Below are 13,798 nucleotides of genomic sequence, written 5' to 3'. Positions count from 1 at the left end.
AAAATGAAAATTTATAACTCAATTCTTGATTTAATTGGAAAAACACCAATTGTGAAACTAAATAAACTACCAGATGAAAACGGCGGGAATGTTTTTATTAAACTTGAATCATTCAATCCTGGAGGAAGTGTGAAAGACCGTGCTGCCCTTCATATGATCGAACGTGCAGAAAACGAAGGCAAGCTGATTCCGGGGACAAGTACAATCATAGAGCCGACATCAGGTAACACTGGTATCGGGATTGCCATGGTAAGTGCTGCAAAAGGGTATCCTTGTATTATTACAATGCCTGATAATGCGACAGAGGAGCGCGTAAAAATCTTAAAGGCATATGGAGCAGAAGTCATTTTAACGCCCGCAAGCTTACGTATGCAAGGCGCGATTGATGAAGCATCAAGGTTATCAAGCACGATTCCCGATAGCTTTATACCTATGCAATTCGAAAATCCCGCAAACCCTGATGCGCATAGGAAAACCACCGCTGTAGAAATCATCAAAGCTTTTGATGGAAAACTAGATGCCTTTGTATTAACTGCAGGAACAGGCGGGACTGTCACAGGAGTTGGTGAAGAATTAAAAAAACACATACCCAATATTAAAATTTATGTAGTAGAGCCAAAAGGGTCACCTGTTCTATCAGGCGGAAAACCAGGCCCCCATAAAATCCCGGGAACCGGACCTGGATTTATTCCAAAAATATTAAATTCTGATATTTATGATGAAATTTTACTCATAGATGATGCTGACGCCCAATTTATGGCACGCCAGCTTGCGAAAGAAGAAGGGATTTTTGTTGGAGCATCCGGAGCAGCGTCTGCCCACTTTGCAGTTCAGGTAGCAAAAAACCTTGATCTATCTGCAAATGTTCTTTGTATAGCCCCAGACACAGGGGAACGTTACTTATCAACTGATTTATTTTGATAACTGTAAATAATACTCCCCCACTAGCCAAATAGCTTGAGGCGGGGGAGTATTGATCATATCAGAACTATCCCCTATATTTGATCGCAAGTCCTTTTAAGAAGTTTCTGGCAAACTTGTCCCCGCATTCTTTATAGTTTTTATGTCCCTCTTTTCTTAACAAAGCACCAAGTTCTCCTTTTGTTACCATTATTCCAGCTTCATCAAATATTTCAAGCATATCCTCTGTCGTTAATGCCAGAGCTATTTTAACCTTCTTTAATAGGAGATTATTAACATTGGCGCTTTTATTTATTGAAGGTTCTGATGGTGTATCAGGCTGCCCTGGTTTAGTCTCTTGTTTCCCTCTTTTGAAGATGATGAGACCATTTAAAAATGAATCTAGCATACTGTTATTGCATTTAATTTGATCGCTATACTCGTCTTCATCCTCAGCAGACTTTGTAAGTATCTTAATTACATCCGGCACTGAAACTTCCACGCCGCCAAGTTTAAATATTTCCGCCATTTCTTTATTTTTTATTTCTAGCGCGTATCTTAATCGGATTAATATATCGTTATTGTCCATTATTGAATCTCCTTTTTTTAATTGCCGCTTAATTCGTACAATTTGAATAAGCATCTACGTTTGTAGATGCTTTGTCAACTATATCATATATTACACAAAAAAATTAGACCCTTAGCGAGCCACGAAAGCCTCTGGCTGCGTAGTAGGATTCTGCTCCATTGTGGTATACAAAGACAGTATCGTAACGACGATCACAAAAGATAGCCCCTCCAAGTTTTCTAATATTATCAGGGGTTTTCACCCAGCTCGATGTTTTCAAATCGAAATTGCCGAATTTCTGTAGCCCCCGGTATTGTTCTTCCGTTAAAATCTCAATCCCCATGTCAGCAGCCATATCAATAGCAGTATTTTCTGGTTTATGTTGTTTCCTTGACTCCAGCGCTTCACGGTCATAACAAACACTTCTGCGACCTTTTGGACTTTCCTTTGAACAATCACAATAAATGTATTCATCAGTCTCTTTATCATGACCAATTACATCCGGTTCACCTTCAGTTCTTTCCATTTCACTAAGCGACCACAGTTTTTCAGTATTTGCTTCAAGTTTTGCATGTATGTTAGCCCATTCAAGATCTTTATGGCGATCCATATTTTTCTCGAACCGATCCTTCAATTTTCCGAGTATTTCTTCATGTTGTTCTGGTGACAACTCTTTACTATTGCTAGTTTTACTTTCCTTGCTCATGTTAATATCTCCCTTAAATATTTTTACTCGTAATAGTAAAAGCTTACCCGATCATGTCTAAGTTTATCACGTATCCTCACGAGATAATCGAATAGTATTTATTATATTTATCTAAAAGGTAACAAATTTACAATAGGAAATGTTATTTTCTTTTTAAATACGCTTTGTTAAGAACAAGAACCTTCCCATTCTCAGCTTTTACGTATCTTTTTAGCATGAATTTATAATGTTCAAATACTATATTCCCCAAAAGATAAAGTGATAGTGTTATGAAAAGAAGAAAGGCTATTTGAAAGATTATTTTACTCATATCCTCAATGATATATACCGTCATTACAACATGTGCCGCAGAAGAGGTCATTATGATAAAAAGCACGTTACATATATGAAAAGAAGCCATCGCATTTTTTTCTTCAAATTTCCGCTTTCGTTCAGAGCCAAAATAAAGTAAAAAAAAGATAGACATTGCAATCACAACTACATTTACCATATATGTAAGAACAAGGTTCACTTTCCTCTCCCGCCTCCTTTAAATACCTGCATACCTTCCTATCCTTATCATAGAAGTTTTTTACATCTTTTGTATGAGATTGATTCAACTGTAATAATGAAAGTTTACAATGTTTGTAGTAATCTTTTATTTGATTATTATACCTTTTTTCACGCAATTATTCTTGATCATACTAGCTATTTCATTAAAGTCATATTTATGGGTTACGACCAGTATCCCGATACAACATTAGAAAATATTCGTACCATGATTAATTCCAGTTACGGACTTGCAGCTGCTCTCTTGGTGCCAACCGGACCTACACCCACAGGGTTATTTTGCAGAGACAGGACCTGAATTTGAATATAGATTTAACAGTAATGATTGAAAGAAAAAGAACCCATTAAGGGAGATTAAAAAAACTAGCAATTACTTTGTACTCTCCTTGTAGCAGTGAAAATTCATGGTAATCAATGAGCTGAACGATTGCATCTCCTTTTAAAATAAAACGAATCAATCCGTACCGCTCATCGTCAAATGAGTCGTAAATACGCCCTGCACTTTTCGTTCCGCGTGCCACTGTCGACGTACTATTGGCAACATAGCCAACCTTTCCGAAAGGCTCCAACTCCACCGCAATTGCCTCATCATCATAGGAATTTTCAAAATCCTTCACTAATCTTACAATTTGTCCGACACGAAAAATCTCCGAACCTTTATAATGTCTACTGCCAACAATCGTGACAAACACTTCCTCATACAATACCCATCAACCCCTAATCAAAAGAACTTTATCAAGCCACACTTTTACCTAATAACGCTAGTCTTCTAATAGTACGTGAGTTTCACCTGACATGAATTCAGGGAGAAGTTGGTCCCTTGTTATAAATAGTTTTTGATGATAATAATGAAGTGTTTTGAGCCACTGAAAACCATAATTCTGATAGTCTCTTAATTCAGCTTGTAATGAATCAGGCCGTTCAACTTCAAGTTCTTCTGGATTTTTCAAACGGTTTAACAGGCGCCAAAACTGTTTTCCATACTTCGCTTTTTCTTTAGATATCATTTCATCAATCTGAAAAAATGATTTCAAAGTATTCCTTTTCAGATTCCGATTGTAATTGTTTTTGTTTACTAATATAAGGTTCATTTTCATTATAAATACAATATACTCTTCTTAGATCTGTTATATATTGGGTTGCTATTTTATACGCCGTAATTATTCTAACTCTATTAAAATATCGCTTGTCACGTTTTTTTGAAGTCACAACTACCCTATACTCTTTACCATCTATATTTTTCTCGTAATAAAAATCCTTGCTACTTTTAGAAGGCTTAAAAATATAAGTAGGTGAAATTAGAACCTTTTCAATGATTTCTAATGATATCTCATTATGTTTAGGAATAATATGAGTAAAGTAGCTTTTTTTTGATAAGAAAATTTTGTTTGTCAATATCAGTAAAAAACAAAACTTTGTTCATCTCATAACCCCCACTGTCTTTATTCGACAATAGATGATAAATCCCTCTGATTAATTACGTGCTAGGATAAATTTCTATTGTACTTAAACACCTCCAAAGCACATGAATTAACCAAATATGTATTGTAAAATCCTAATCATTTAGGCAAGTCACTTTTCAATTTCCTAATACTTTACGTAAATTACGAATCCCTTCTTCAATTTCTTGTTCTCTTAAATTTCCATAACCGAGTATCACCTTATTTACATGTCTGCCTTTATGAATGGTGTGATGTTCTACAGGATAAACCTTTACATGGTTTTGATAGAGTCTTTCTATTAAATCCTCTGTAAACTCAATTCCTTTAAATTCCGCTATGAGATGTAGACCAGTAGAATCACCCGAAATTTCTCCTGAATGTCCAAACTCACGAATCAACGCTTCCCTTAATACTTCCCGCCTCTTCATGTAAACTTTTCTCATTTTGCGAATATGACGTTCCAGCAGACCTTCTTCAATAAAACGCGCAAGGAGCATTTGATTCAGTGATGGAGTATGAAGGTCATGAAACCATTTAAGGCTTCTACAACGCTCAATGAGAGCCTGCGGAAGCACCAGATAGCCCATTCGTAAGGCTGGAGAAAGATTTTTGCTAAATGTTCCAACATAAATAACTCTTTCAGAATCCAATCCTTGAAGGGAGCTGATAGGTTCGCCATCATAACGAAATTCACTGTCGTAATCATCCTCAACAATATAACACTCGTTTACTCTTGCATACTGAATGAGTTGAATTCTCCGCTGAATAGGCAAAATACTGCCTAATGGAAACTGATGGGATGGTGTTACAAAAATAAACTTTGGTTTTTCCCCATCTGAAAGCAAGTCTGTTCGCATCCCTTGTTCATCAACAGGAATCGGAATTAAAGTAGCTCCAGTCGATGTAAAAATAGTTTGGATTTCATTTGTGATGGGGTCTTCGATAATCACCTTATCTCCCTGCGAAAGCAGTAGCTTCGTTATTAAAGAAAAGGCTTGAGTTGCTCCTGATGTAATGACAATTTGGTCTGCATGGCAATTTACCCCTCTTGTTCTTCTTAGATATTGTGAAAGAATCTTTCTTAATTCCAAACGCCCTTCAGGATGGTCATATCCAAAGGCATAATCAGGAGCTTCTAAACATACGTCTTTTGCCAATCTGCCCCAATCCTTTCTTGGAAATATATCTAAGGCAGGTAGCCCTGAACGAAAATCAATCACACCTTTTTCCTGGATACACTCTTCTGAAATTTCCAAGGTTGTCGTTCGTTCATCCTGCATTTGCTCCAAAAATGCTCCTTCAGCTACAAAAGTACCTGAACCCTGCTGTCCAACAATATATCCTTCCGCCAATAATTGCTCAAACGCTTCAATTACAACATTGCGTGAGATTCCCAACTGGGAAGCACATTCACGAGTAGCTGGTAGCTTTTCTCCTGCTTTTAGCTCTCCATTTAAAATTAGCTTTCGTATGTATTCATAAACTTGTCTCTTTAAAGGAATATCCAGTGTACGATCAATTGGAATCCAAAGCATTCATTTTCCCTCCCTTAAAATTGGTACTCAAAAAATCGCTCTAAATTGGCTCTTATTCTAACCATTTTATCATGATACCGTAAAGGTGCATGACAAATTAAAAACGATTGAACACATTATAGGGGGTACATAACAATCATGGAGAAAAAATGTGTAATGGTAATTGACTCAGAACTGCCACTTGGGTTAATTGCCAATACTTCAGCAGTGTTAGCTTTAACTTTAGGGAAGAAAATTGAGGGAATCATTGGCTCTGTTGTAGTCGATGGAGATAGTCAAACTCATGAAGGGATAACAACTGCTCCTATCCCAATATTAAAAGGTTCAGGAGCTATGATTAAAGAATTAAGGGAAACTATATCCTCCAATTATCCAGACTTATTTCTTGTCGATTTTTCCAATGTGGCTCAAATCACTAAGAACTACGATGAATATATGAATAAGATAGCTTCATTTACTTCCAATGATTTTGAATACCTGGGGATTGCGGTTTACGGAAATAAAAAACACGTTAACAAATTAACTGGGAGTCTTCCGCTTTTACGATAATCTGATAATTTGAGGGGGCATTTGAATGCAGTTACGAAGAACATTAGGTTGGAAAGAAGCGACTTCTCTTGGAATTGGTGCAATGGTCGGAGCAGGGATATTTGTTCTTAGTGGGGTTGCAACAGGCAAGGCAGGACCCGCAGTTATGGTTTCTTTTATTTTAGCCTCTTTACTCGCCATATTATTGGGGCTATGTTATGGTGAGTTAGCTTCACGATATCCAAGGGCTGGTGGTTCATATGAATATGCACGAGAAACGATGGGAGGTTTCATTGGAACGATTGTTGGCTGGGCATACTGGGGAGCTTGGTTGGCCGCCAGCAGCTTCGTCTCACAAGGGTTTGGACATTATTTGAACGCTCTTACTGGTGCTCCCCCAAAGTTAAGTGCAGTGCTTTTACTTATTGGTTTAGGAATGTTAAATATAGTTGGAATTAAATTCAGTGGAAAACTTCAAGTAGGTATTGTATGTACAGTCATTGCTGTACTCATAGGATTTTTCATTTTCGGGTTTAAAAACGTTAATTTTTCTTATTATCAACCTTTTTCTCCTAATGGGTTTTCTGGAATATTAGAAGCAACCTTAGTGGGATTTCTATCAATTGTCGGTTGGGATGCAATTGTTGCTTCTGGAGAGGAAATACGAAATCCAAAAAAGGTGATACCATTAGCCATTATTACTTCCATAATGGTTGTTTTATTTCTTTATTTAGGGCTTTTATTTGTCTCCATTGGGGTTATTCCTTGGCAAGAGTTCGGAGCTTCTGAAGTCCCTGTAGCTTTAGCCAGTCAACAATTTTTAGGAGACCTTGGTCCAATCTTTATTAGTTTAATCATTGTTTTGGCATTACCAGCTACATGCAATGCATTTATCATTACGATTTCGAGAACTGCATTTGCGATGGGAAGAAATGGCTTATTACCGAAGAAGATAGCCTATATTCATCCACGCTTTCAAACACCTATTTGGGCGATTACACTTGGGGTCGGCATTCAAATTGCATTTACACTGATAAGTTCGATAAATATTGCTGTAACAGCTACAGGATTTTTATATCTATTAACTTTTATTTTTACGATAATTGCCTTTTTCATCTCAAGAAAAAGAGCTACTATAAAAGACAAAGAGGCACAATTTTACGTTCCTTTTTATCCTTTCATTCCAATTTCGGCATTGCTTATCTGTTTAGGATTACTGATACCCGTTGGGAAGTCTGGTTTTTTAACAGGACTCCTATGGCTATCCTTTGGAATAGGTATCTATCTACTAAGATTAAGAGTTATTACAAATACTGAAAAAGTTAATCTTAGTAATCAAGCAACAAATTCTTAGGCAGGTTCAAATGTCGAACCTGCCTTTATGAAAACATCAGTTTATTTCTATAAGTTTATCTCTTGAAGGAATTGCAGAATTCGTTAGAGAAGGACGAAAAACTACTTTCCATTGTCCATTTAAATTCTTAGCTTATTTAACTATAGTCCTATTCAGCTTGTTAAAAATATTTTCCCTTTATTTTTTTTAGAAGATTCAGCAAAAAGAACAGCTTCTTTTACTTGCAACAAATCGTATTGAGAGTCTTTCTGCATAAGTGTTAATTTTTCATCATTTATGAGCGTAATCAATCGGTGGAATGTTTCTTGCCAAGTTTGCACTGATACTTGTTGATTCCAATAACGTAAATGAAATAACTTAGTATTCACTTTTGCCTGTAGTGAAATTCTTTGCCAGTCTACAGGCGTTCCTGATAATAAACCAAGAGTTAAAAAAAGCCCATTAGGGCGAACACAAAATGCTAATTCAGTACCATCAATACCTCCAATTGAATCAATTGCCGAGGTTGCACCCAGTCCATACGTTAATTCCATAACAGTATCGTGTAATGCTGTCTCTGATGTATTGATTACATAGGAAGCACCAAGTTGGAGCAGGTCTTTTGTATAATTGTTGTTTCTCGTTACAGCAATAAGCCGAAAACCGAGAACTTTAGATAATTGAGCAAAGATACGACCAATGGCAGAACCACAAGCATTCACCAATAATACATCATTTGGTGCCAGCTTTAAAACCTCTGTACAAATAATCCATGCTGTTACCGGATTTATGTATAACTGTGAAGCTGTATAATCATCAATGGAGTTCGGAATTGGCACTGCAAATTCAGCAGATGTTTTAACAAATTCCTGCCAAGTCCCTTCCCCACGTAAAGGCAAAACACGTTTACCAATCAGTTCTTGTGAAACAGAAGCCCCTACGTCTTCTACAATTCCAATTCCTTCATAGCCAGGAATATTAGGCAACGAAATCCGATGGGAGTATGCCCCTCTAATTGGTATTAAGTCAGATGGATTGATAGGGCGAACTTTCATACGAACTAGAACTTCTCCGTTCGTAGGTGGTTGTATATTTTTACGTTCAACTTTTAAAACACTTTCTGGACTTCCGAACTCATAAAATTTAATACATGTTGCCTCCAATACAATAAGTCTCCTTTAAAAATTAAGTTTTATTTATGGAAGAAAAAAAACATCTATTAATTCCAACAACGCAACATTTTCTACGCGGCTTGAGTGTTGATCACAGACATATTGATGTAGTAGTGTTTACCTAACCTTTCACACAAGGAAATCTCCCCGGCTTTAGCCAAATAAGCTTCAATCACTTCTTTACGGACACCTTCCATACGTAAGGCCTCCATAATTGCTTCACGAATTAATTCCTTTATTTTAGAAAAGTCCTTTATACTCGGACGATATATAACGATAGGATATCTTGTTTCATTATTCATCAAAATGATAGCCTTTCTTCTGTTAATGCCAAAATTGGCATGCCAGGCCACTAAACTATCTGGGAGTTGCTCATGGTCTTCAGGGGAGGCCAACTCACTTCCCTTTATTCCTATCCTATCAAGCAAAGCCTTTGTACATTGAATTAACATTAGAATCGCCCTATCATTTTTACAATTCTTTCTATAATATCTTCAAGCCTGTCTTTTATTGCTTCAATATCCATCTTATCCTTTGCAATCGCCAAACCACTTTTATTAATTCCCTTGCTTTGACATATTTTAAGTCTCTTATTGATAACTAACATTATTTTATAATATTTATATATTATACATTAGAGCTCTACCTCCAGTCACCGTTATGACCGGAAGTTTTTTAAAAGTCAATACCTTCCGTAAAATGAAATAAGAAAAACAATAGGGTGAGGTGAGATATACGAAGACGGTAGACAAGGTAGATCGTTTTATAGATGCCTTAGAAAAAGAAAGTAAGATTGAATTAATGGATGTTAATTAGTAGTTTAAATCAATCCGATTTTTAAAAAATGGCCCTCCTTTTAAAATCGGTTAGAGATATTCTGTCCGTTAACCTTATAAAAAAAGCTGATCAAGATCCAGAAAAATTAAGTGAAGAAGAACATCAAGAAATAGACGAGGAATATGCTGAACGCGCAAAAACTCCTCCTTCTGGATTTATTAAAAATGATATTATGCTATTTGCTCCAAAGTAACGCAAAAAGGCAACGCCCAATGGGTTAGTTGCCTTTTCCAAAGTTATCAAGTAATGCACGCACTTCATCTGTTGATTTCGTGTTCATCAATAGATTTCTTAATTCAGCAGCTCCAGGGAAACCTCTAACATAAATTTTGAAAAAGCGATGAAGCCCTGTGATCGAACGTGGCAGTACTTCCGCATATTGATCTTGAAGATCCAGCTGTAGTCTTAAAAGATCAAGGTATTCTTTACTGCTATGCTCTTTTGGCTCTTTTTCAAAAGCAAAAGGATTTTTAAAAATACCTCGCCCGATCATAACGCCATCAATACCATATTGTTCAGCAAGCTGCAGCCCAGTTTGACGGTCAGGAATGTCACCATTGATTGTTAGTAGCGTATTGGGTGCAATACCGTCACGTAATTTTTTGATTTCAGGAATTAGCTCCCAATGTGCATCTACTTGGCTCATTTCTTTTCTCGTACGTAAATGAATAGAAAGGTTCGCAATATCCTGTTTTAAAATATGCGTTAGCCACTCCTCCCACTCCTTTACATCATTATAGCCAAGTCGTGTTTTCACGCTAACAGGTAATCCGCCCGCTTTTGCTGCTTGAATAAGTTCTCCCGCAACGTGTGGACGTAGAATAAGACCACTACCTTTCCCTCTCGATGCTACATTCGGTACAGGGCAGCCCATATTAATATCGATGCCTTTAAATCCTAGTTTTGCCATGCCCATACTCATTTGACGGAAATATTCGGGATTATCTCCCCAAATATGTGCCACCATGGGCTGTTCATCTTCTGTAAAAACCAAACGGCCACGCACACTTTCCATGCCCTCCGGATGACAATAGCTATCCGAGTTTGTAAACTCTGTGAAAAATACATCCGGTCGACCAGCTTCACTTACTATGTGACGAAAAATAACATCCGTCACGTCTTCCATAGGTGCAAGTACAAAAAATGGTCGTGGTAAATCACGCCAAAAATTATCTACCATTAAACTCAAATCCTCTCATTATGTATACAACTTTAAACTCTCTTCCAAGAAATATAAAGCCAAATATTCCACTTCTTTTACACTTATATCATAATAACTTATTATGGACCTCTCAAATCAATATTTAATCGTCGAGGCTTTCATCCATCCTCTCTTGATAAGTCTAAATTAATATTTGACTAGGTTTAACCGCATATGCAAAGTGTCTTTTACATCATGATGTGATTACAGATAGGGGTAAGATGAATTAAGAAAGTGAATTTCTGTAGCCCCAAAATAACTTACTCACTTTCTACTCATTGTTTCTATCTTTCATTCCATTTTTCAAAAAATCTCTCACTTCTTCAAGTTTTAAACCAATGTTTTTAGCTTCAATGATTAATTTTACCCATTCCTCATCAATATCCACCAGATTGCACTTTTTTACTGTATTAATTTTCCTCAACTCCCGATAAATTAATGCATAGTTTCGCGGTTTTGCAAGCCATAAAAATAGATATCTACAATTTCATTTGCTAGTTGTTGAGGACTTTTTTCGTTTGTAAATAGCTTCTTGATGGTGAGTCGTCCAATGGCACCGATTATACACTCTGCAACAGTTTCCATATCCAAGTCTTCTCGAAAGTAGTTATCTCGTTGTTCCGCTAATAAATTCTCAGTTAAATGCTCTTTCATCGCCTGTTTAATTTCTTCAGATTCGTCCGCAATGTAAAAGCCTATCCTCGTCAAGTGCTGATGGTTGTAAAAAAATTCAAAAAGCTTAATTAGACCACTAACAATGTTGGAAGGAAGTACACTATTATCCAGACTAGATTCGAGTCTACTATCTTTCGTTAGATTGATTAATTCGTTGCGGAACGTATGTACAAGTTCTTGAAAGATAGCTTCCTTACCGGAAAAGTAAAGATAAAAACTTGGTTGTGTTAAACCAGTCCTTTTGACAATGGTACTAATTTTTGTTTGATGAAATCCATGTTCCGCAAATTCTTCTGCTGCAACCATAAGGATTGCTTCTTTGCTTTTGATCCCAATGGACCCTTTTCGTCTACCCCGCTGTCCCATTATATGCCGCCCCTTGACTTTATAATCATTATATTACTAACCAGTATTATCTTATAGGAAATTAGCTACCGTCAAGCGGTCCGGCTTCTTTTTCGTTCTATAAAAAATGACAAACTTCAACAATATAAAAAGACTACCTCCTAGAAAGGGAAAGCAGTCTATGCTTTTCTTAATCGACACCTGAACCATGTATTTTGAATTACCAATTGATAGTGAAATAGGAAAAACAAAGATGAATTAAGAAATACAGGTAAAGGTAGTTTCAGTTAAATTATTACTCCTATACAGAATAGGTATTTTAGGTGTTCCCTGCTGAATCACCGCCTTGGGATTTACTTCAATATCAAAAGTGTATTACTTTCGTCTTAAAGGTAATTAACACTCATAGCAATATATAATGCCCAGAGATGGTTCATATGCTTCAACTCTTTAAAGGGATGTACGATATTAGTAGTATAAGGAAAACTTCGGAAGAGGGGGTACAAATAATACTATGCTTTCTTCAATATTCAAAACTGATTCAAGTTCATCTTCGATTGATCCAGCATATGGAACAAATAATTGGTTTCAAGAAGAAAATTGGGATTTTACTAAAGCAGAATCTATTCCTAATAGTGCAATTGTTGAAGCAGTAGGAATACATTGGAACTTTCCCCAAAATAATAGATTGGATTTTTCCAATATATATGCAACCTTGTTTAATCGGAACGGAAATGGAGAGTGGCTGGATTCAGGTATTTTAAACTACAGCTTTAGGGGTGAGCCAATAAAGCAACTGTGGACAACAAGCTTTCTAGTAACGCAGCCTTTGCAGGCATTAAGTTATATCCAACCAACCTTGACGATGACTTGGTTTGATCCTGAAAGTCTACAGAGCGGAACGATTGAAGTTGCTTCTAACAAAAAACAACATCATTCAGAAGGGAAAGGTTTGAATAACAAGAAGTTAAAAGAAAGGAGAGAACATCCCTTGAAAATTGATTCCAAGCATCCTATTCAAAATGTAGGTCCTAATTATTATAATCCTTTAGCTACAAAATGGGGTGAAGAAAACTCCAACCCTACCCTTTTAGAACAAATAGATGAGTTTGTCAAATCAGATTCATCAATTATATTGGATGCAAAACCTATTGAGTTGGTTAATATTAACGAAAATTCAATTACAATATTAAAAGGGATCTCGTATGCTTTAGGCAATATTAACGGAAAACCATTACAAGCACTATTGATGGAAGGAGGAGGGATTGAGAGCAACTTTAGACCTAAAATATTTAAAGGTCCGAATTTTGGCGAACAGGTTACCCCTGAACAAACAAATTCACTAAAAATAAAACTGTCTTACTCTAAAGAAGAACATAACGAAGCACAACGAAGGACGAGTGTTTTCAGTGTTCTGTACGATCTTGCAAACGGAAAAGTAACAACAGATTACTTGAACCAATCGCAATATAGCCAGCACTTTGAAGAATTCGCAGTTAACATAGGTCTTGATTTAAGTATACCCTTTCTGCTAAATGGGAAACAATTCGAATTTAATAATGGTGCATTCTATCCCAAACCCAAATAATATTGGGATTCATATTTAAAGCAGGGATACTAGTAGATCCCTGCTCATTCCTTTGACATATTTCAGTTTATGAAAAAATACAAGTGGTTTAATCTTTTTCTTTTACAGCATGAGTTTTTTGTGCAGTGAACGATCAAATAAATAGGTTCATCAAATATTTTCAGGTTTTTTCCACAGATTTTTTCATGTTTTTGATCAAGTTAAAAAAGACTGTTTCCCTCATGCTTTTTTCACAAATATTGATGGTTCAGTGGTTCAGCCCTGACAGGCTGTTTTTCCTACTTTTTTTGTACAAACTTTATTCCAATTGTTGATAAGTTGTGGAAAAAGTTTATTTTATAAATGGAAAGTTTCTATTGCTTAGTTACACTTTAATTTTAACGACACTGTACACTCCACATGTGTTGAGCAAGCAGTGT

At 36.3% G+C, this 13,798-nt stretch carries 16 protein-coding genes; 5 read left to right on the top strand and 11 right to left on the bottom strand.

Annotated features, from left to right (window positions below):
* Positions 1-3: 3 nt before the first annotated feature.
* A complete protein-coding gene (cysK, locus tag BAZO_RS19435) occupies positions 4-921 on the top strand; it encodes a cysteine synthase A (RefSeq protein WP_003333186.1) in 918 nt (305 codons plus the stop codon).
* A 67-nt stretch (positions 922-988) separates the two neighbouring features.
* On the opposite strand, the gene BAZO_RS19430 is transcribed toward cysK, so the two are convergent.
* The 6 genes from BAZO_RS19430 to pdxR all read right to left on the bottom strand — a co-directional run bounded on the left by BAZO_RS19430 (position 989) and on the right by pdxR (position 5,700).
* On the bottom strand, positions 989-1,489 hold the full coding sequence (locus tag BAZO_RS19430) for a YehS family protein (RefSeq protein ID WP_003333185.1): 501 nt from the start codon (positions 1,487-1,489) through the stop codon (positions 989-991).
* Positions 1,490-1,592: 103 nt separating this feature from the next.
* Positions 1,593-2,174 (bottom strand): DUF4256 domain-containing protein, encoded by a 582-nt coding sequence (locus BAZO_RS19425; RefSeq protein ID WP_003333184.1) that lies wholly within the window; start codon positions 2,172-2,174, stop codon positions 1,593-1,595.
* 142 nt (positions 2,175-2,316) lie between these two features.
* Entirely contained in the window at positions 2,317-2,685 is a 369-nt protein-coding gene (locus tag BAZO_RS19420) for a hypothetical protein (RefSeq protein WP_003333183.1), read from the bottom strand.
* A 382-nt stretch (positions 2,686-3,067) separates the two neighbouring features.
* Complete coding sequence (locus BAZO_RS19415; protein ID WP_003333181.1) at positions 3,068-3,427, bottom strand: HIRAN domain-containing protein; 360 nt, start codon at positions 3,425-3,427, stop codon at positions 3,068-3,070.
* Between the two features lie 57 nt (positions 3,428-3,484).
* Positions 3,485-3,757 (bottom strand): hypothetical protein, encoded by a 273-nt coding sequence (locus BAZO_RS19410; RefSeq protein WP_003333180.1) that lies wholly within the window; start codon positions 3,755-3,757, stop codon positions 3,485-3,487.
* A 545-nt stretch (positions 3,758-4,302) separates the two neighbouring features.
* Positions 4,303-5,700, bottom strand: a complete 1,398-nt coding sequence (pdxR, locus tag BAZO_RS19400; protein WP_003333178.1) for a MocR-like pyridoxine biosynthesis transcription factor PdxR — start codon at positions 5,698-5,700, stop codon at positions 4,303-4,305.
* Between the two features lie 138 nt (positions 5,701-5,838).
* On the opposite strand from pdxR, the gene BAZO_RS19395 reads away from it, so the two are divergent.
* Together BAZO_RS19395 and BAZO_RS19390 are read left to right on the top strand one after the other, a co-directional pair.
* Positions 5,839-6,249, top strand: coding sequence for a DUF2000 domain-containing protein (locus tag BAZO_RS19395; RefSeq protein ID WP_003333176.1), 411 nt, complete (start codon positions 5,839-5,841; stop codon positions 6,247-6,249).
* 25 nt (positions 6,250-6,274) lie between these two features.
* On the top strand, positions 6,275-7,582 hold the full coding sequence (locus BAZO_RS19390; protein ID WP_003333175.1) for an APC family permease: 1,308 nt from the start codon (positions 6,275-6,277) through the stop codon (positions 7,580-7,582).
* Positions 7,583-7,734: 152 nt separating this feature from the next.
* Here the strand turns inward: BAZO_RS19390 and BAZO_RS19385 are convergent, their stop codons facing one another.
* Positions 7,735-8,724 (bottom strand): zinc-dependent alcohol dehydrogenase family protein, encoded by a 990-nt coding sequence (locus tag BAZO_RS19385; RefSeq protein WP_003333174.1) that lies wholly within the window; start codon positions 8,722-8,724, stop codon positions 7,735-7,737.
* Between the two features lie 80 nt (positions 8,725-8,804).
* Positions 8,805-9,185: a DUF6933 domain-containing protein gene (locus BAZO_RS19380; RefSeq protein ID WP_003333173.1), complete on the bottom strand. Its 381-nt coding sequence runs from the start codon at positions 9,183-9,185 to the stop codon at positions 8,805-8,807.
* A 392-nt stretch (positions 9,186-9,577) separates the two neighbouring features.
* On the opposite strand from BAZO_RS19380, the gene BAZO_RS19375 reads away from it, so the two are divergent.
* Positions 9,578-9,763, top strand: coding sequence for a hypothetical protein (locus BAZO_RS19375; protein WP_003333172.1), 186 nt, complete (start codon positions 9,578-9,580; stop codon positions 9,761-9,763).
* A 24-nt stretch (positions 9,764-9,787) separates the two neighbouring features.
* On the opposite strand, the gene BAZO_RS19370 is transcribed toward BAZO_RS19375, so the two are convergent.
* The 3 genes from BAZO_RS19370 to BAZO_RS19365 all read right to left on the bottom strand — a co-directional run bounded on the left by BAZO_RS19370 (position 9,788) and on the right by BAZO_RS19365 (position 11,812).
* Entirely contained in the window at positions 9,788-10,750 is a 963-nt protein-coding gene (locus tag BAZO_RS19370; RefSeq protein WP_003333171.1) for a tRNA dihydrouridine synthase, read from the bottom strand.
* Positions 10,751-11,042: 292 nt separating this feature from the next.
* Entirely contained in the window at positions 11,043-11,159 is a 117-nt protein-coding gene (locus BAZO_RS21950; protein WP_003333170.1) for an anti-repressor SinI family protein, read from the bottom strand.
* 47 nt (positions 11,160-11,206) lie between these two features.
* On the bottom strand, positions 11,207-11,812 hold the full coding sequence (locus BAZO_RS19365; protein WP_003333168.1) for a TetR/AcrR family transcriptional regulator: 606 nt from the start codon (positions 11,810-11,812) through the stop codon (positions 11,207-11,209).
* A gap of 493 nt (positions 11,813-12,305) precedes the next feature.
* Here BAZO_RS19365 and BAZO_RS19360 point away from each other — a divergent pair, with 493 nt between their 5' ends.
* A complete protein-coding gene (locus tag BAZO_RS19360) occupies positions 12,306-13,379 on the top strand; it encodes a hypothetical protein (RefSeq protein WP_003333167.1) in 1,074 nt (357 codons plus the stop codon).
* The last annotated feature ends 419 nt before the right edge of the window (positions 13,380-13,798 follow it).

Origin of the sequence: Schinkia azotoformans LMG 9581 (genome assembly GCF_000307855.1) — a bacterium.
In the GTDB taxonomy this organism is placed as follows: domain Bacteria; phylum Bacillota; class Bacilli; order Bacillales; family Bacillaceae_J; genus Schinkia; species Schinkia azotoformans.
This window is presented reverse-complemented; position numbering and strand designations above follow the sequence as displayed.